Genomic DNA, 17,487 nt, shown 5'->3' with positions numbered 1-17,487 from the left:
AATCAATAGCAAGAATCCCAAAGGAGATAAAGCTATCCAGCTCTTTTCTATTCCTGCTTTTTCTTCAAAACTGGACGTCCTGCCATGCCCTTGCTGACGCGCCGGTCCGTCCGTTTCTGCAGATCGGCCACAAAAGCCGTCTCGCCAAGGGCCCAGCCGCCGAGCACCGAGCGTGTCAACGCCTCCTGCTGGTCGCGGGCGAGGCCGGCCTGCACCAAATCGGCATAAGCAGCTTCACGCGCGAACGGCGTATTGCCCAGCGCCCAGTACAGGGGGTGCGGCGTGATCAGCCGGTCGGTGCGCAGGCCGACGTAGTGGCCGTGGCTGGACCAGGCGTAGTCGCGCGGCTCGGCCACGAGGCCCGCGCGCACCGGGTTGAGGTCGATGTAGGCCATGCAGGCCAGCAGGTAGCGCTCGGTCTGGATCAGCGTGGACCGGTACCGCCCTTCCCACAAGGTGCCACTGCGGCCTTGGCTATCGTTGAAATAGCGCACATAGCGCCGCCCTAGCGCCTGCATCATCTGCGGCAGCCCTTCGGCCGTTCCGGGCGTGGCCAGCAGATGAAAATGGTTGTCCATCAGCACATAGGCATGCACGGCCACGCCAAACTTCACGGCGTTTTCAGCCAGCAGCGCCAGCAGCCTCTCCCGATCTTGCGCCGAGGTAAAAATCGCCTGCCGGTTGTTGCCCCGCTGGATGACGTGGTGGGGGTAGCCGGGAACGGTGAGACGGGGAAGACGAGCCATGATGATGCAGGGGGTTGACCCGCATCATGATAGTTTGAATCTGACCCCGATTAATGATTCCAGGCCGAATTCCACCAGGATGCCGCGCAGGCGCTCGGCGGCGCTGCGCTTCTTCTGGCCGATGTGGCGGGCGATGATGAGTTCGTTCTTGAGGCTGTGCTCCCAGCCCACCAGTTCGGTCACCGTGACCTGGTAGCCGCTGGCCTCCAGGTACAGGCAGCGCAGCACGTTGGTGATCTGGCTGCCCAGCTCGCGCGTGTGCAGCGGATGGCGCCAGAGCTCGGCCAACGGCGTGCGGGCCAGCGCCAGGGCCTTGTTCTCGCGCAGGCAGGCCGCCACCTCGGCCTGGCAGCAAGGCACCAGTACCATGAACCTGGCCTGCTTCTGCAGGCCGAAGGCGATGGCGTCGTCGGTGGCCGTGTCACAGGCGTGCAGCGCAGTCACCACATCGATGCGCTCGGGCAGCTCGGCCGACTGCGCCGACTCGGCCACGCTGAGGTTGAGGAACGACATCCGGCCGAAGCCAAGCCTGGCGGCGAGTTCGCGCGATTTCTGCACCAGCTCGGGCCTAGTCTCGATGCCGTAGATGCGGCCTTGCTCGAGCGCCTTGAAGTACAGGTCGTAGATGATGAAGCCCAGGTAGGACTTGCCCGCGCCGTGGTCCGCCAGGGTGATGCCTTGCTGCTGTGGCAGCTCCTGCAGCAGCTTCTCGATGAACTGGAACAGGTGATAGACCTGCTTGAGCTTGCGCCGCGAGTCCTGGTTGAGCCGGCCCTCGCGCGTGAGGATGTGCAGCTCCTTGAGCAGCTCGACCGACTGGCCGGGCCGGATCTCGGGCGCCAGGCTCGCAGACGGAGCCGCGGCAGCGCCCACCGGAGTGGCGTTCCGAGACTTGCTCATGCCGCGCCCCCGCCCTGCCCTGGACCGACCTTCAGCGCGGCCCAGCCGGCGTGCCCCAGTTGCTCCATCGTCTGCATGTTCTCTTCAAAAATGGCCTCGGCTTCGGGAAAAGCCTCGACGGCGCGATCGATGCTCTCCTCGCGCAGCAGGTGCAGCGTGGGATAGGGTGCGCGGTTGGTGTAGTTGGTGATGTCGTCGGGCGCGGTCTCCGCGAACTGGTATCCGGGATGAAAGCTCGCGATCTGGATCACGCCATCCAGGTCCAGCGCCACCAGCGCAGCGTCGGCCTCGTCGAGGAAGTCATTGAAATCCAGGAAATCGCGCAGGCAATCGGGCGCCATCAACAACGTCGTATCCCGCACGGACGGCACCAGGGCGGCCAGTCCCTTCAGCTCCGCCACCAGGTCGTCGAGCAGTTGCTGCGGCTGCGTGGCCGCGCTCACCGCGTAGTGGATCTGGCCCTTGGCGTGCACGCCCTTGGCGAAGGGGCACAGGCTCAGCCCGATCACGGCGCGCTCGAGCCAGGCACGCATGTCCTGCTCGACCTGGAAGGTGGAAACGGGCATGGGGGCGGGCCTTCAGGCAAAGCGGCTCGGCTGAGCGACGATGAGCTTGGCCAGCTCGTCCAGCACGGCGCCCTGGATCTGCGCGGCAGGCCAGCTGACGTTCACGACGTCAAAGCCGTTGGCGTTGGTCAGCCGGAAAGCCAGATTCGCGCGCTCATGGTCGGGCGTCACGCTCACGCTGCCGCGCGCTTCGGTGCGATAGTCGAAGCGGATGGCCAGCAGGCTGTTCTTCTCGGGGTGGCGCACTTCCTTGCGCTCATGCTTGACGCCGCCGTGGGCCAGCCGCGTCTCCACGCGCTGCAGGTCGGGCGGAAAGTTGACGCTGACCGTCCCCTCCACCGGTGCGCCCTGCTGCGGAACGATCTGCCAGCCCATGGCGACGTAATCGTAGACCTCTTGCCCGCCCAGTTGCTTGCGGCGCGCATCGACGCGGAAGCCGGTCAGCTTCATCGCCGGCCAGGGTGTCTTGCCATCGAGCGTGAACCGGGGGCCGGCCGGCGCAATCACGTTGAGCTGCTGGGCCAGATCGCTCAGGTAATACCAGACCGTCTTGCAGGCGCGCTCCGTCTGCGCCAGGTTGGCCGCAAAATTGTGCTGCTGCGCAACCTGCTGATCCTGCAGGGCGCTGGCTTGCGATTTGAGTTGGTTCAGAAAGCTCATGGCATCGTCCCGCCCGTGGTGGGTCCTCCCCTCGATCTCGTCTCCCGGATTCTACCGGCCGGGTGCCCTTCAGCCCCGCCGCAGCAGTGCGCCGACCTGGCGCGCCAGCACGATGCCGATCAGCGCGCAGGCGCCGGTCACGAGCCAGGTCCAGTGCCAGTCGCCCACCTGGCTGGCCACCCAGCCCACCAGCGGCGGCCCGATGAACTGGCCGATGGACGACCACTGCTGCATCCAGCCCACGGTCGTGGACACGGTGCGCTCGCTGGGCGCGAGCCGCACCGCCAGCGAGAACAGCGTGCCCGGGATCATGCCGCCCACCATCGAGAACAGCAGCACAGCCACATAGCGCAGCACAGCCGGCGCCCCATGGCCATCCACGCTGGCAAAAGCCACCAGCGCGCCCAGGCCCATGGCGGCGAAGCCGGTGTAGAGCAAGGCCTGCGGCGGCACCCCGCGCTGCAGCAGCCGACCCGAGGCAATGTTGCCGCCCATGTTGACGAGGGCGGCCAGCGCCGTGAGCACACCGCTGAGGCTGCCCGCCACGCCGGCCTGGGCGTAGATGGAGGGCAGAAAGCCGATCACCGCGAGCCACTGGCCCGAGTACACCGCGAAGCTCAGCGCCACCAGCCAGGGGCCGGGCGCCCACAAGGTCTGGCGCAGGCGCACCGGCCAGCCATCGCCGGCCGCAGCCATGGTCACGGTTGCAGGCGGCGGCACACGCCGGTCGCTCGGCACGGCGCGCCACAGCCACAGCGCCATCAGCAGCGACAGCACCGCCAGCAGCCACCACCAGGCCGGCCAGCCGGCGGCCGCGATCACCAGCGGCCCGCACAGCAGCGCCGTGGCGGAGCCCAGCGGCATGTAGGCACCCCACCAGCCCAGCGCGCCGCTCATGCGCTGCGGCGGCACCAGTTGCCGGATCAGGCTCGGCGCCGGCATGGTGGCGAGCAGGAAGCCGAAGCCCTCGAGCCCGCGCAGCACCAGCAGGCTGGTGGCATCCTGCGCGCCGCCGCCCAGCGCGCTGGCCACGAACAGCAGCAACAGGCCGGTGATCATGCTGCGCTTGAGGCCCAGGCCGTCGGCGGCGAGCCCGACGACCAGCCCCAGCGTCATGCCGCCGAACTGCACCAGCGACAGCAGGAAACCCGCCTGGACCAGGGTGACGCCCAGCGCCTCGCGCAGCACGGGCAGCGCCGGCGGCAGCTTGCCCACGTGCAGGGCGGCGCTCACGCCCGCGAGAATGACGATGGTGGCCGGATCGATGCGTTTCATGGACAAGGAAGCCGCTCAGGCCAGCAGCCAGCGGCCGGTGAGCCGCTCGTGCTCGCGGGCCGCGAAGCGATCAGTCATGCCGGCGATGTAGTCGGCCACCGCGCGGGCCGCAGCATCCGCATTGGCATGCCGGGTGCGCTCGGCAAAGCCGGCCTGCATCTGCTGCGGCTCGGCCAGGTAGGCCTCGAACAGCTCGCGCACCACCAGCTTGGCCTGCCCCGTGGTCTGCATGACCTGAGGATGGCGGTATAAATTTTGTAGCAAGAAACGTTTGAGGGACGCGGACCTCAGCCGCATTTCATCTCCAAACTGCAGCAGCGGGCCGGTTTGGCGTGCCTCATCGGCGCTGCCGGGGCGCGCCGCCTCGAGTGCGGCGCGCGTGGCGTCGACCACGTCGTACACCTGCGCGCTGAGCATGCGGCGGATGGCCTCGTAGAGCACGCGGCGGCCGCGCAGCCCGGGGTACTCGGAAAGCGTCTCGCGGCGGTAGGCGTCGAACAGCGGCACCGCTTCGAGCTGCTCCAGCGTGATCAGGCCCGAGCGCACGCCGTCGTCGATGTCGTGCGCGTTGTAGGCGATCTCGTCGGCCAGGTTGCACAGCTGCGCTTCCAGGCTGGGCTGGGTGCGGTCGAGAAAGCGCAGCCCCACGCCGCCGGGCTCGGCCGCTTCAAGTTTCTCGGCATTGGCGCGCGCGCAGTGCTTGAGGATGCCCTCGCGCGTCTCGAAAGTGAGGTTCAGGCCGTCGTACTGCGGGTAGCGCTCCTCGAGCGCATCGACCACCCGCAGGCTTTGCAGGTTGTGCTCGAAGCCGCCATGCGCGCGCATGCAGTCGTTGAGCGCATCCTGCCCGGCGTGGCCGAACGGCGTGTGGCCGAGGTCGTGCGCCAGCGCGATCGCCTCCACCAGGTCTTCGTTGAGCCGCAGGGCGCGCGCGATCGAACGGCCCAGCTGCGCCACCTCCAGCGAATGCGTGAGCCGCGTGCGGAACAGGTCGCCCTCATGGTTGAGGAACACCTGCGTCTTGTAGACCAGGCGCCGGAAGGCCGTGGAGTGCACGATGCGGTCGCGGTCGCGCTGGAACTCGGTGCGCGTGGGCGCCGCGGGCTCGGGATGGCGCCGCCCGCGCGAGCCCGCGGCATGGCTCGCATAGACGGCCAGCGGAACCGGCGCATCCCACGGGGATTTTTCCATCAAATCAGCCGAAGGTCCAGGTACAGCGGTCATTGCTTGCTATGAATTCAATAGCACATCAGGCACAGCAGGCGTCGATCACCTCGCGCACCAGCGCGTCGGGCGCGCCACGCACGGCGGCGCGGCCGGGCTGCTCGATCACCACGAACTTGATCTCGCCGGCCTCGGCCTTCTTGTCCACGCGCATCAGCGCCAGATAGCGCTCGGCGCCGAGCCGCGGCGCCACAGTGGGCAGGCCGGCGCGGCCGATCAGGCTGGTCAGCCGCTGCACGAAGGCGCTGTCCACCAGCCCGAGCCGCTGCGACAGCTGCGCGGCCATCACCATGCCGCAGCCCACGGCCTCGCCATGCAGCCACTCGCCATAGCCCAGGCCCGACTCGATGGCGTGGCCGAACGTGTGGCCAAAGTTCAGGATGGCGCGCAGGCCCGCTTCGCGCTCGTCCTGGCCCACCACCGCGGCCTTGATCTCGCAGCTGCGGCGCACCGCGTGCGCCAGCGCCGCGGGCTCGCGCGCAAGCAGCGCCTCGAGATTGGCCTCGATCCAGTCGAGGAAAGCCATGTCGGCGATCGGGCCGTACTTGATGATCTCGGCCAGCCCGGCGCTCAGCTCGCGCGCCGGCAGCGTCTTGAGCGTGTCAAGGTCGCACACCACGAGCAGCGGCTGGTAGAACGCCCCGATCATGTTCTTGCCCAACGGGTGGTTGATGGCCGTCTTGCCGCCCACCGACGAATCGACCTGCGCCAGCAAGGTGGTGGGCACCTGCACGAAGGGCACGCCGCGCATGTAGCTCGCGGCGGCAAAGCCGGTCATGTCACCCACCACGCCGCCGCCCAGGGCATAGAGCACGGTCTTGCGATCGCAGCCGTGCTGCAGCAGCGCATCGAAAATCAGGTTCAACGTCTGCCAGCCCTTGTGCTCTTCGCCATCGGGCAGGATCACGGTATGCACCGCGGCGTGGCGCGCCTCCAGGGTGGCCCGCAGCGCGCGGGCGTACAGCGGCGCCACGGTACTGTTGGTCACGACCAGCGCCGAGGCCGAGCGCGGCAGCGCGGCATAGGTGGCGGCGTCGCCCAGCAGGGAGGGGCCAATGACGATCGGGTAGCTGCGGTCGCCGAGATCGATGGCGACTTGCTGCGCGGTGGAGGAAGGGGTGAGGTCGGAGGCAGGCATAGCCCTCGAGTTTAGAGCTTGGCGCGCCGCGCCGCCGCCCGTCGGCTATTCGCTCACTCGACCCTGCTCAGGGTTTGGGCGGCAGAACACCGGCCAGCTCCAGCTGCATGACGATCATGTTGACCAGCGTGGCCACCGAGGGACGGCCGGTTTCAAGCAGGAAATGCGCGGTCTCGCGGTACAGCGGATCGCGCTCGGCATAGAGGTCGCGCAGCCGGCCCAGCGGATCGGCCACCTGCAGCAGCGGCCGGCTCTGGTCATGCCGCAGGCGGCGAAACACCTCTTCGGGCGAGGAACGCAGGTACACCACCTTGCCGCGCTCGCGCAGATGCACGCGGTTGGCCGGCCGCAGCACGACGCCGCCGCCGGTGGACAGCACGCCCTCGTGCTGCTGCGACAGCTCGTCGATGACCGACTCCTCGACGTCGCGAAATGCGGCTTCGCCCTCGCGTTCGAAGAACTCGCGGATCGAGCAGCCCAGGCGCTGCTCGATCACATGGTCGGAGTCAAGAAACGGAAGCCCCAGCCGCCGGGCGAACTGCCGCCCGACGGTGGATTTGCCGGAGCCGGGGAGGCCGATGAGCGCGATCACTTCCTCATCAGAAGGCTGTGATCGTGGCAAAGCTTTTCGGCGTAGTCACGGTAACTGCGATGGTCGCCGAACTGCAGGTTGCATCACCATTGAGCGTGATCGTATGACTGCTGGCTCCGGAAGAATTCATCACAGTTCCGGGGTTTGTCGAAATGACTGAGCAGGCAGAACCAACGGTGGTGACAGCGGCTGAAACGGCCGTTCCAGTCGGCATTCCATTTCCATGATCATCCGCTACCGACACGATCAGACGCTGATTCGTCCTAGAGATCTGCGAGATAGCCGCATGGCTCGTCGCTAACGCGATCACCAACTGCTTCCGAACGCGAATAGAGCTACTCCAGATACCATCACAGGTATTCGCAACAAAAGGCACGCTCAGGTCTGAACTACTACACGCGCTAGTGCCAACCATACCGCCAGGGTAGAGCTGTTCGGTCGATTGCCGGACCCCGTCTTCATTGTCGTCTCGATAGGCCGTACCAACATCAGTAAACGTGTCACCGGCGGAGAAGATGTTGTTCCCGTCTATATCGACAAAGCTTTCTTCTCCATCCAAGTAGGCCAAAATCGCCACCCGCCCATTCACTGGTCGAGTCCCCTGGCTGGTATAGATCACAGTGCACGCCGAGTTTGCGTTTAGATTACAAGTACCCCCCACCAATCCGTGGGATGCAACGAAAGTAACAGCCGTACCGGCGGGGACAGGGTTGCCCTGACGATCTGCGATCCGGAATGTTATGTCGGAAGTTTCGCCATCGTAATTGAAGCCCTCGATACTCAGCTTCGACGCAGATAAAGATGCAGCATCTTGCGTCGGCACACCCGATGTGACAGAGAGTATCAACGATGAAGCAACACGTGTAGGGGCGCTTTGGAGTTTGCCCGTGACGACAACCGGCGTTGGCAACGCGCCAGACACAATGGTGACGCTTGCAATGCCGCTCGCATCGGTTGGCACCGTCTGCGTAGCGCTTGTCCCGTCAGAGAATGTCACTCCCGCATTGATCGCCGTGGTCGACAGGTCAAATAGGACATTCTGAGATGCCATGCCAGCATTGGAAGCGTCAACAACCTTAAATTTCAAGGTTGCTTGTTTAATGCCACTTGGAGCTCGCGACGTAAAGATGGTGGTCAGGTTCTGATCAATGGAATCAAACAAGATATTGGAAGCCTGAGCAGCAGCCACATTGACTACAGTGTTGACCGAAGTCGATCCTGCAGCTTGCGCAGTAAGGGTCACGTTACCGCTGCACGCACTGGTAGATTGATAGACGGTCGAGACGATGCCGCTACTATTTGTGGATGCAGATGTTGGACTAAACGAACCACAGGATGCAGAGAACGCGACAGCAACCTGCCCCGAAGCCGCTGCATTGCCATTAACAAGCGCCTTAACCGTGACAGCAGACGATTGCAAAGCCGTGATATTGACAACGCTGGCAGCGAACTGGCTGAGAATCACATTCGCTGCAGATGTCTGGAAATCGATACTGGTGCTCAGAACAACAGAGTCCACCGTTGCCGCAGCAGAAACAGAGCCCGCAGCTGCAGCCGTCACGTTAACTGGCGAAATCTTTACGCGAGCAACACCATTGCTGTCAGTCAGCGCCGTCTGCTGCGAAAGCGTCGCAATGGTCGGGTCAGTTACAAACGTGACGAGTTTACCAACGACGACTGCGCCGCTTGAGTTTTTCAAAGTAACCCGAACAAAAGAGGACGACCCAATTGCACTGGAAGGAAGAGCAACATCGCTACCATCGACAAGAGCCACAGCGATTGTAGGAGCAGCGACGGTCGTGGTGGTGGTAGGTGTGGTTGTAGTTGTAGTTGTAGTTGTGCTTGTGGATCCACTGTTGGTCGTCCCCGGACTTCCCCCGCCCCCACCGCAGGCGACCAGCAATACGGTCAGCACAAGTACCAGTAGATGTCGCAAAAACTTCATGGGTTCCCTCTATATCTATTGAATTCGATTTTCTCAACGCGCGGCCGCGCGGTCAGCAATCATCTTGGGGGTAATGAACACCAGCATTTCCTGCTTGTTCGCCGTACGTGACTTACTCTTGAACAAGTTTCCAACCGCGGGCAGATCACCCAGGATCGGAACACGTGTTTCGTTTTCGGTCTCGTTGAGCTCGAAAATGCCGCCGATCACGACAGTTCCACCGTTCTCTACAAGGACCTGGGTCTTGATGTGCTTGGTGTTGATGGCAAAGCCCGCCGCCGTCGACTGCCCGACGCTGTCCTTGTTGACATCCAGATCCAGGATGATGTTGCCTTCGGGCGTGATCTGGGGAGTCACTTCGAGCTTCAGATTGGCCTTGCGGAACGCGATCGATGTTGCGCCGCTCGACGTGGCGACCTGGTAGGGCAACTCAGTACCTTGCTCGATCAAGGCCTTGGTCTGATCTGCGGTTACCACACGAGGGCTCGAAACCACTTTGCCTTTGCCATCAGCCTCGAGTGCGGAGATTTCCAGATTGAGGAAGCGATTGGCGGCCGAATTGAAGATGGACACAGCAAACGTCGCCGGGCTGTAGCCATTCTGGCCCACGGCCGGCAGGTTCACAAAATTGCTCGTGGTATCCACCGAGCCACCGGCGCCACTGCTGGCCACCACATTGCTATAGCTCGTACCGAATGCGACGCGGTTGTTTCCCGCCAGCCGATAGCCGCCGTCACCACCATTTTGAGCGCGCTGGTCCGTGCCGCCGAGTTTGACCCCCAGTGATTTGCCGAACGTATCGGACGCCTCCACGATACGTGCTTCGATCAGCACCTGGCGAACCGCAATGTCCAGCTTGGAAATCAATTGCTGGATCTGGTCGAGGTTGGATGCAATGTCCGTCACGAACAACTGGTTGGTTCTCGACTCCGCAATCACGCTGCCACGGCTAGTGAGGATACGGCTGCTGGCTCCGCCAGCCGCAGCCCCAGTCCCTCGAAGCTGCACGGCAACATCAGCCGCTCGGGTGTAATTCAATTGGAAACTCTGCGTCCGCAAGGGCTCCAGCCCTTGAATGGCGACTTGCGCCTCAAGCTCCAGCTTTTCCTTGGCGGCGATTTCATCCTTGGGGGCAATCCACAACACATTGCCGGTCTTGCGCATGCCCAGCCCCTTGGCGCGCAAGATGATGTCCAGCGCCTGGTCCCAGGGCACATCCTTCAACCTCAGCGTCACGGCGCCGCTCACGGAGTCGGACGTCACGATATTGAAGTTGGTGAAATCGGCAATCACCTGCAGCAGCGAGCGGACCTCGATGTTCTGGAAATTCAATGACAGCTTTTCACCGCTGTAGCCCGGGCCCTGGGTCAGTTTCGAGGGATCGACCTTCTGCGGCCGCACCTCTACGACGAACTGGTTGTCGCTCTGATAGGCGCTATGCTCCCACGCCCCCTTGGGCTCGATCACCATGCGCACCCGATCGCCATTCTGAAAGGTGGTCACCGTCTGAACCGGCGTGCCGAAATCCGACACATCGAGACGCCGCCTCAAGCCCTCGGGCAGCGTGGATTTCATGAATTCGACAACCAGCGTCTGCCCTTGCTGGCGGATGTCCACCCCCACCTGGTTATTGGCCAGATCGACGATGACCCGGCCGGTGCTGTCGGTCCCCCGACGGAAATCGAGATCCCTGATCGGCAGGGTATCCCGGTTGCGGTTCTCGGCGAAGGCTGGGGCCACGGACGCCGTTGGGGCCGCCACCGACGTAGCATCCAACATAACCAACAGCGACTTGCCCTGGACCTGGGCCCGATAGGTCGTCGCCTGCTTCAGGTTCAGCACGACACGCGTACGATCTCCGGCCTGCACGACATTGACCGTCTTCAAATTACCTTGGTTGACCTCGACGGCAGAGCGCCCCAGGCCATTGGCCACGCCCGGAAAGTCGAGCGCAATCCGGGCCGGTGTCTGGATGGCAAAGCCCGCCGGCACAGCCGCCAGCGGCTGCGCCAAGTCGATCCGGACGACTTCTGCCCCCCCCTGGATGGAACTGGTGACCGATTCGATGGTGTTTTGTGCATGCACCGACAGCGATGCCACAGCCACCGCGAACCCCAAGGTCAGCCGTCGCAGCATATGTCCTGTCGTCCAATTCTGTTTGTTCATTTTGACCCTTCTTGCAGCTGCAACGTGGCTGTACGCTCGATCCACTCACCCGCGGCGTCCTGCACGATTTCACGCAAAGCAACCTCCGTCTCACTGACTTTGGTGATTCGCCCGTAGTTCTGTCCCAGATAGTTGCCGGTGCGCACCTGGTACAAAAGGTTGTCGACCTTGACCAGCGCCACTGGTTGCCCTGTTTTCACCAGACTCCCCACCATCGATATCGCATCCAGGGGGAAGGCCTCCAGCGCCTCCTTGCGGCGAGCCAACTCCGGAGTAATCAATGCCGCATTCGCCGTCGCCTGGGTGGAGTCCCGTTTGAGTGCCTGCGTCAGCTTCTGATTGCTGAATGGATCAGCAACCCCTTCCTGCGTGTAAGCCTGAGGCGTGAACTGCTTCGGCTCGGAAATCGGGGGTATCTTGGGCCGGGTCTGGTTGCGTTGCTCAGTCATCCATTGCTGCAATTCCTCCTGGCCCGAGCCACTGCAGCCTGCGAGCATCACCCCCCACAGTCCCAGCAAGCAAACTGATATCAGGCGCGCCGGCATCATTTCTTGGCTCCTGCAGGTGCGGCCTTGCGTTGCGCGGCGACCTCATCCGTATCCAGATAGCGGAAGGTCTTGGCCGTCGCGTCCATGGTCAAGCTTCCGTCACGCGCCGGCACGATGGCAAGGTTGTTGAGGGTCACGATGCGTGACAGGTTGGCCACATCCGAAGCGAATGAGCCGATATCGTGATACCGGCCCGTCACCCGCACGGCGATCGGCAGCTCGGCGTAGTATTCCTTCACGCTGACCTGGCCCGGACGGAACAGCTCGAACTGCAGGCTACGCCCCAGTCCGGCCTGGTTGATGTCCGACAGCAGGGCATCCATCTCCGCCTTGCTGGGAAGCTGCTTCTCCAGCTGCGTCACATACTGCTGCACCTGCTCCCGCTGCTTCTTCAGAGCATCCAGATTGACGGCCTGCGCCAGCTTCTTTTTGTAGTCTTCGCGCAGTTGAACCTCCTTGGTGCGCTCGGCATCCAGTTCGGAATCGGATCCGCTCAACCACACGAACCACAATACGGTGATCACCAGCAGGGTTGCGGCCACACACAGCGCATAGCGCGGGAGGGCTGGCCAAGAAGAAGGGTCATTCGGGTTCAGGCCGCGAAACTGGGATTGCGCACGTTCGCGCAATCCAGCGAAGTCGATATTGAGTGAGGGAATCTTTGCCATGGCGCTATCCATCAGGTCTTGGCTGCTGCCGAGGCCGGCGCAGATGCGGCGCTGGCAGCCAGCGCGGCCTTTTGCGCCTCGCTGGCGCGCCTGAGACCCACGCGCATTGTGAAGTTGGACACCCGCCGCTGGTCACGCGGCCCGAGGTTCACGCTGCTGGCCACGATTTCGACCAGTTCCGGCCGCGTCAGCCAAGGACTGTTGTTCGCCAGATTGCGCAGCAATTCCGAGACGCGCTCGTTGGACTGAGCCACGCCTTGCAGCACCACACTCTGGTTTTCCTGCCGCATGGTGGTGACGTACACACCGTCAGGCAGTTGCTTGACGAGTTCGTTGAGCAGATGAACCGGCAGATTGCGATCCGCCTGAAGATCCTCGACAGCCTGTTGCCGGGCCCGCAGCCCGGCGATCTCGGCTTGCAGGTTGGCAATGTCCTTGATCTGGCCGTCGAGCCGCTTGATCTCCCCCTGCAGGAACACGTTCTTGCCCTGCTGGGATGAAATCTGCGCCTCGTACCAGAGGTAGATGACGCCGGACACCACGCCCCCGACGAGGGCGGCGACACCGAGCGACGCATAGAAGGCATCGCGCCGGTGCTTTCGTGCGACTTCCCGGTGAGGGAGCAGGTTGATGAGGATCACTGGAGGAACCTCCGCATCGCCAGGCCGCAGGAGGTCAGATAGGAAGGCGCTTCGCGGCGCATCTTCTTCTCGCGAACCCCCTCGGCGATTTCCATCCCGTCGAACGGGTTGACCAGGCTGCACGCAAAGGTCGTCTGGTGCGTCACGGCGTCGGTCAGGCCCGGCAACGCGGATGAGCCGCCAGCCAGCATCACGTAGTCGACCCGGTTGTGGGGCGTGCTGGTGAAGAAGAACTGCAGCGCACGCCCGATTTCCTGGGCCATGCTGTCCACGAATGGCCTCAAGACGCCGGACTCATAGTCGTCGGGCAGGTCGCCATTGCGCTTCTTGGTCTCGGCTTCCTCCGGCGAAAAGCCGTACTGGCGCACGATCAACTGCGTCAGCTGGGCCCCGCCGAAGGCCTGGTCGCGGTCATACAGGACTTCATCGTTCCGGATGACCTGCATGCTGGTCGTGAAAGCCCCCACCTCGAACAGCGCCACCATGGTGTCCACGCCCTTGTTGGGCAGGGATTCGATCAGGCGGCCGGTCGCCAGCCGGGAAGCGTAGGATTCGACATCGATGATCACGGGTTTGAGCCCCGCAGCTTCGGCCAGCCCCTGTCGGTCCTGCACCTTTTCCCGGCGCGAAGCGGCGATCAGCACCTCCACATCGCCGGCCGAGGTCGAGCTGGGCCCCACGACACAGAAGTCCAGGCTGACCTCGTCGAGCGAGAACGGGATGTACTGGTTGGCCTCGGACTCGACCTGGATTTCCAGCTCGGCCTCGCTCATGCCGCCAGGCAGAATGATCTTCTTCGTGATCACGGCCGAGGGCGGCAGCGCCATCGCCACGTTCTTGGTCCGGGTTCCGCTCTTCTTGACCACCCGGCGCACGGCTTCGGCGACCTCATCGAACTTTTCGACGTTGCCATCGGTGATCCAGCCGCGCTCCAGCGGCTCGATCGCGCAGCGCTCGAGCACCAGATTGCCAGCCTTGTCGCGCCCCAGCTCGACCAGCTTGACGCTGGACGAACTGATGTCCAGCCCCAGCAAAGGCGCGGGCTGGCGGCTAAATAACGACCCCAATGAGATCAAGGTAGTCCCCCGAAACAGTCATGTAAACAACTGTAAAAACTTAAGAATTCACTTGAATGCTATCAGTAAGGTCCTTGTCCAACAAAGGGTTTTTCCACTTTTGACCCTCCTCACCGTTGTCAAAATCCGACGGTGGCGGCCCCTGTTCAAGTCAGCCCGCCAAGGCGATGCTTCACAACCGTAACAAGGCAACAATCTGGACCGGGTTGGCCCTCCAATTCGCAAAGCGTTGATTTTTATAATGCTGACGCGACCTTACGCAGATTTCTATGCCCTCCAAATCAACATCCAGCGATTCCTCTTCGTCTTCCGGCCCGTCGGCCAGCCCTCGCCCCTGGTGGGTGGTCTGGTCGTTGCGCCTGGCCCTCTGGGGAGGGGGCTTGCTGCTGGCGGGCATCTTGTCGCTGCTGATGGTGCTGGCGGTCGCGCTGGCCGTGGCCTACCCCAACCTGCCCGACATCTCGGATCTGTCCGACTACCGGCCCAAGCTTCCGCTGCGCGTGTTCTCGTCGGAAGGCGCCCTGATCGGCGAGTTCGGCGAGGAGCGCCGCAATCTGACCCCCATCAAGGACATCCCCCAGGTCATGAAGGACGCCGTCCTCGCCATCGAGGACTCCCGCTTCTACTCGCACGGCGGCGTGGACTACCTCGGCGTGATCCGGGCCGGCCTGGCCAACGTGGGGCGGCTCAAGAGCCAAGGGGCCTCCACCATCACCATGCAAGTGGCGCGCAACGTCTACCTGTCATCCGAAAAAACGCTCACCCGCAAGATCTATGAGATTCTGCTGACCTTCAAGCTGGAACACCTGCTGAGCAAGGACCAGATCCTGGAGATCTACATGAACCAGATCTTTCTGGGCAACCGGGCCTATGGCTTCGCCGCCGCCTCCGAAGCCTATTTCGGCAAGCCGCTCAAGGACATCACGGTCGCCGAAGCCGCCATGCTGGCCGGCCTGCCCAAGGCGCCCTCGGCCTACAACCCGATCAACAACCCCAAGCGCGCCCGCTCCCGCCAGCTCTACATCATCGACCGGATGGAGGACAACGGCTTCATCACGAAGGAGCAGGCTGAGACCGCGCGCCAGGAAGAGTTGCACGTCAAGTCCGGGCCCGACAACGGGCGCGTCCACGCCGAATACGTGGCAGAAACCGTGCGCCAGCTGATGTATGCGCAGTACGGCAACGACACCTACACCCGCGGCCTGAACGTCTACACCACCCTCAAGGCCGCCGACCAGAACGCGGCCTACCAAGCCCTGCGCCAGGGCATCATGAACTACGAGCGGCGCCAGATCTACCGCGGGCCGGAGCAGTTCATCGACATTCCCGCCGACCCCAAGGAGGCCGAGGATGCAATCGACGACGCCCTGGTCGACCATCCCGACAACGGCGACGTGATGTCGGCCGTGGTGCTGGAAGCCAATCCCAAGAAGATCGCGGCGGTGCGCCAGAACGGAGAAACCATCGAGATCACCGGCGACGGGCTCAAGCCCGCGCAGTCCGGCCTGTCAGACAAGGCCCAGCCCAAGATCAAGATCCGGCGCGGCGCCGTGATCCGCGTGGTCAAGACCCCCAAGGGCCCCTGGGAAATCACCCAATTGCCCGAGGTGGAAGGCGCCTTCGTGGCGCTGGATCCGCGCGACGGCGCCATCAAGGCGCTGGTCGGCGGCTTCGATTTCGACAAGAACAAGTTCAATCACGTCACCCAGGCCTGGCGGCAGCCGGGCTCCAGCTTCAAGCCCTTCATCTACTCGGCAGCGCTGGAGAAAGGCTTCACGCCGGCCACCATCGTCAACGACGCGCCCCTGTTCTTCGACGCGGGCGTCACCGGCGGCCAGCCCTGGGAGCCCAAGAACTACGACGGCAAGTTCGAAGGCCCGATGCCGCTGCACACCGCGCTGGCCAAGTCCAAGAACATGGTGTCGATCCGCGTGCTGCAGGCCGTGGGCGCGCAGAACGCCCAGGAATGGATCACCCGCTTCGGCTTCGACGCCGACAAGCACCCCGCCTACCTGACCATGGCGCTCGGCGCAGGCTCGGTCACCCCCATGCAGATGGTCACGGCCTACTCGGTGTTCGCCAATGGCGGCTACCGCGTCAACCCCTGGCTGATCAGCAAGGTCACCGACCAAAAAGGCAAGGTGCTGGTCGAAAGCCAGCCGCCGCTGCCCAACGAATCGGCGCGCGCCATCGACGCGCGCAATGCCTTCGTGATGGACCGGCTGCTGCAGGAAGTCGCGCGCTCCGGCACCGCGGCCAAGACCCAGCAGATGCTCAAGCGTCCCGACCTGTTCGGCAAGACCGGCACCACCAACGACTCGATCGACACCTGGTTCGCCGGCTTCCAGCCCACGCTGGCCGCGGTGGTCTGGATGGGCTACGACACGCCGCGCTCGCTGGGCGACCGCGAGACCGGCGGCGGCCTGAGCCTGCCGATCTGGGTCAGCTTCATGGAGACTGCCCTCAAGGGCGTGCCGGTGCAGGAGTACAGCGCTCCCGAAGGTGTGGTGAACGTGGGCGGTGAGTGGTTCTACGACGAGTACGTCAAGGGCTCGGGCGTCAGCAGCCTGGGCCTGGAAGACAAGGGCTCGGCACCGGCGGCCCCCGAGGGAGCGCCCACCCAGGCGCCGCCGCCGTCGGACGAGAAGAAACGGATTCTCGACCTGTTCAAGAACTGAGTGCCGGCGTCAGCCCCTGAACTGCAGGGGCTGACCCGCCTGAGCGGTGGCGCTGCGCGATAAATTGGCGAAAAACTCGCCCATGTCCTTGGTATCCCGCCATTCTTTGCTATCAAATTTATAGTGATAGCCACCTGATTTGGCCGCCAGCCAGATCTCGTGCAACGGTTTTTGCAGGTTCACGATGATCTGGCTCCTGTTGCGGAAGGTCAGCGTGATCATGCCGCCCACCCGCTGGTTGTCGATGTCGACGTCGGTTTCCTCGTTGATGCGGTCGCAGCAGGACTCGATCGCGCGCAGCACGGCCTCGGCACGGTCCATGAATTCAGGGTCGGTCATTACAATTCCGTGATGTTGAATGCTCCCCAAATTCTAGTCAGCGCCATTGCCCTTGCTGCGAGCGCGGCGGCTCTGAGCGGCTGCGGCCAAAAGGGCGCCCTGTTTTTGCCAACCGGGCCGGCGGCGGCTCAGCGCGCCACGCTGCCGGAAACGCTGCGGCCCCGGCTTCCCGGTGAAGCGGATTCACCCGCCGCGCCCGCCAAGCCCGCAGCCTCTGCGCCGGCCACTCAGTGATTCGACCGAGCCGCCGGATTTGAAAGCCTTGCCGGACCTGGACCCTGAAAATCCAGGCCCGCTGGCCCGACAAGCATGGATTTCCACTGGC

Annotated in this window: 17 protein-coding genes; 2 read left to right on the top strand and 15 right to left on the bottom strand. The window is 63.6% G+C overall.

Annotation, left to right across the window (positions count from 1 at the left end; genetic code table 11):
* Positions 1-47: 47 nt before the first annotated feature.
* The 14 genes from MMF98_RS17420 to MMF98_RS17355 all read right to left on the bottom strand — a co-directional run bounded on the left by MMF98_RS17420 (position 48) and on the right by MMF98_RS17355 (position 14,145).
* The gene (locus MMF98_RS17420) at positions 48-746 is read right to left on the bottom strand and encodes a transposase (protein ID WP_243308008.1); all 699 of its coding nucleotides are present in this window, start codon (positions 744-746) and stop codon (positions 48-50) included.
* Between the two features lie 24 nt (positions 747-770).
* Positions 771-1,646: a class I SAM-dependent methyltransferase gene (locus MMF98_RS17415; protein WP_243308006.1), complete on the bottom strand. Its 876-nt coding sequence runs from the start codon at positions 1,644-1,646 to the stop codon at positions 771-773.
* The gene (locus MMF98_RS17410) at positions 1,643-2,212 is read right to left on the bottom strand and encodes a DUF1415 domain-containing protein (protein WP_243308004.1); all 570 of its coding nucleotides are present in this window, start codon (positions 2,210-2,212) and stop codon (positions 1,643-1,645) included. The genes MMF98_RS17415 and MMF98_RS17410 overlap by 4 nt, the downstream gene beginning before the upstream one ends.
* Before the next feature lie 12 nt (positions 2,213-2,224).
* Positions 2,225-2,872 (bottom strand): hypothetical protein, encoded by a 648-nt coding sequence (locus tag MMF98_RS17405; protein WP_243308002.1) that lies wholly within the window; start codon positions 2,870-2,872, stop codon positions 2,225-2,227.
* A gap of 69 nt (positions 2,873-2,941) precedes the next feature.
* Positions 2,942-4,147, bottom strand: a complete 1,206-nt coding sequence (locus MMF98_RS17400; RefSeq protein ID WP_243308000.1) for an MFS transporter — start codon at positions 4,145-4,147, stop codon at positions 2,942-2,944.
* Between the two features lie 15 nt (positions 4,148-4,162).
* Positions 4,163-5,338, bottom strand: coding sequence for a deoxyguanosinetriphosphate triphosphohydrolase (locus tag MMF98_RS17395; RefSeq protein ID WP_243307998.1), 1,176 nt, complete (start codon positions 5,336-5,338; stop codon positions 4,163-4,165).
* Positions 5,339-5,396: 58 nt separating this feature from the next.
* Positions 5,397-6,509 carry a 3-dehydroquinate synthase gene (gene aroB, locus MMF98_RS17390; RefSeq protein WP_243307985.1) on the bottom strand — a complete coding sequence of 371 codons (1,113 nt, stop codon included), beginning with the start codon at positions 6,507-6,509 and terminating at the stop codon, positions 5,397-5,399.
* Between the two features lie 67 nt (positions 6,510-6,576).
* Positions 6,577-7,101 carry a shikimate kinase gene (locus MMF98_RS17385; RefSeq protein WP_243307984.1) on the bottom strand — a complete coding sequence of 175 codons (525 nt, stop codon included), beginning with the start codon at positions 7,099-7,101 and terminating at the stop codon, positions 6,577-6,579.
* A gap of 7 nt (positions 7,102-7,108) precedes the next feature.
* Positions 7,109-8,875 (bottom strand): hypothetical protein, encoded by a 1,767-nt coding sequence (locus MMF98_RS17380; protein WP_243307983.1) that lies wholly within the window; start codon positions 8,873-8,875, stop codon positions 7,109-7,111.
* A gap of 204 nt (positions 8,876-9,079) precedes the next feature.
* Positions 9,080-11,212: a type IV pilus secretin PilQ gene (locus MMF98_RS17375; protein ID WP_423837641.1), complete on the bottom strand. Its 2,133-nt coding sequence runs from the start codon at positions 11,210-11,212 to the stop codon at positions 9,080-9,082.
* Positions 11,209-11,760 (bottom strand): pilus assembly protein PilP, encoded by a 552-nt coding sequence (locus tag MMF98_RS17370; protein WP_243307982.1) that lies wholly within the window; start codon positions 11,758-11,760, stop codon positions 11,209-11,211. Before MMF98_RS17370 ends, MMF98_RS17375 begins: the two co-directional genes overlap by 4 nt.
* A complete protein-coding gene (locus tag MMF98_RS17365; RefSeq protein ID WP_243307980.1) occupies positions 11,757-12,428 on the bottom strand; it encodes a type IV pilus inner membrane component PilO in 672 nt (223 codons plus the stop codon). Before MMF98_RS17365 ends, MMF98_RS17370 begins: the two co-directional genes overlap by 4 nt.
* A gap of 11 nt (positions 12,429-12,439) precedes the next feature.
* Positions 12,440-13,069 (bottom strand): PilN domain-containing protein, encoded by a 630-nt coding sequence (locus tag MMF98_RS17360; RefSeq protein ID WP_243307978.1) that lies wholly within the window; start codon positions 13,067-13,069, stop codon positions 12,440-12,442.
* Positions 13,066-14,145 carry a pilus assembly protein PilM gene (locus tag MMF98_RS17355; RefSeq protein ID WP_243307976.1) on the bottom strand — a complete coding sequence of 360 codons (1,080 nt, stop codon included), beginning with the start codon at positions 14,143-14,145 and terminating at the stop codon, positions 13,066-13,068. The genes MMF98_RS17360 and MMF98_RS17355 overlap by 4 nt, the downstream gene beginning before the upstream one ends.
* 269 nt (positions 14,146-14,414) lie before the next feature.
* Here MMF98_RS17355 and MMF98_RS17350 point away from each other — a divergent pair, with 269 nt between their 5' ends.
* Positions 14,415-16,823 (top strand): penicillin-binding protein 1A, encoded by a 2,409-nt coding sequence (locus tag MMF98_RS17350; protein ID WP_243307974.1) that lies wholly within the window; start codon positions 14,415-14,417, stop codon positions 16,821-16,823.
* A 9-nt stretch (positions 16,824-16,832) separates the two neighbouring features.
* Here the strand turns inward: MMF98_RS17350 and cyaY are convergent, their stop codons facing one another.
* Positions 16,833-17,162, bottom strand: a complete 330-nt coding sequence (gene cyaY, locus MMF98_RS17345) for an iron donor protein CyaY (RefSeq protein ID WP_243307973.1) — start codon at positions 17,160-17,162, stop codon at positions 16,833-16,835.
* Between the two features lie 12 nt (positions 17,163-17,174).
* On the opposite strand from cyaY, the gene lptM reads away from it, so the two are divergent.
* Complete coding sequence (gene lptM, locus MMF98_RS17340; protein WP_243307972.1) at positions 17,175-17,396, top strand: LPS translocon maturation chaperone LptM; 222 nt, start codon at positions 17,175-17,177, stop codon at positions 17,394-17,396.
* Positions 17,397-17,487 lie beyond the last annotated feature (91 nt).

Origin of the sequence: Variovorax terrae, assembly GCF_022809125.1 — a bacterium.
Lineage (GTDB): Bacteria > Pseudomonadota > Gammaproteobacteria > Burkholderiales > Burkholderiaceae_C > Variovorax_A > Variovorax_A terrae.
The sequence above is the reverse complement of the archived record's forward strand: the minus strand, read 5'-3'. Positions and strand labels throughout refer to the sequence as shown.

Coding starts and splice junctions, on each gene's coding strand:
- cyaY (WP_243307973.1), bottom strand. CDS start 17,162: ATGACCGACCCTGAATTCATGGACCGTGCCGAGGCCGTGCTGCGCGCG.
- MMF98_RS17370 (WP_243307982.1), bottom strand. CDS start 11,760: ATGATGCCGGCGCGCCTGATATCAGTTTGCTTGCTGGGACTGTGGGGG.
- MMF98_RS17395 (WP_243307998.1), bottom strand. CDS start 5,338: ATGGAAAAATCCCCGTGGGATGCGCCGGTTCCGCTGGCCGTCTATGCG.
- MMF98_RS17365 (WP_243307980.1), bottom strand. CDS start 12,428: ATGGCAAAGATTCCCTCACTCAATATCGACTTCGCTGGATTGCGCGAA.
- MMF98_RS17350 (WP_243307974.1), top strand. CDS start 14,415: ATGCCCTCCAAATCAACATCCAGCGATTCCTCTTCGTCTTCCGGCCCG.
- MMF98_RS17375 (WP_423837641.1), bottom strand. CDS start 11,212: ATGAACAAACAGAATTGGACGACAGGACATATGCTGCGACGGCTGACC.
- lptM (WP_243307972.1), top strand. CDS start 17,175: ATGTTGAATGCTCCCCAAATTCTAGTCAGCGCCATTGCCCTTGCTGCG.
- MMF98_RS17415 (WP_243308006.1), bottom strand. CDS start 1,646: ATGAGCAAGTCTCGGAACGCCACTCCGGTGGGCGCTGCCGCGGCTCCG.
- aroB (WP_243307985.1), bottom strand. CDS start 6,509: ATGCCTGCCTCCGACCTCACCCCTTCCTCCACCGCGCAGCAAGTCGCC.
- MMF98_RS17405 (WP_243308002.1), bottom strand. CDS start 2,872: ATGAGCTTTCTGAACCAACTCAAATCGCAAGCCAGCGCCCTGCAGGAT.
- MMF98_RS17400 (WP_243308000.1), bottom strand. CDS start 4,147: ATGAAACGCATCGATCCGGCCACCATCGTCATTCTCGCGGGCGTGAGC.
- MMF98_RS17420 (WP_243308008.1), bottom strand. CDS start 746: ATGGCTCGTCTTCCCCGTCTCACCGTTCCCGGCTACCCCCACCACGTC.
- MMF98_RS17410 (WP_243308004.1), bottom strand. CDS start 2,212: ATGCCCGTTTCCACCTTCCAGGTCGAGCAGGACATGCGTGCCTGGCTC.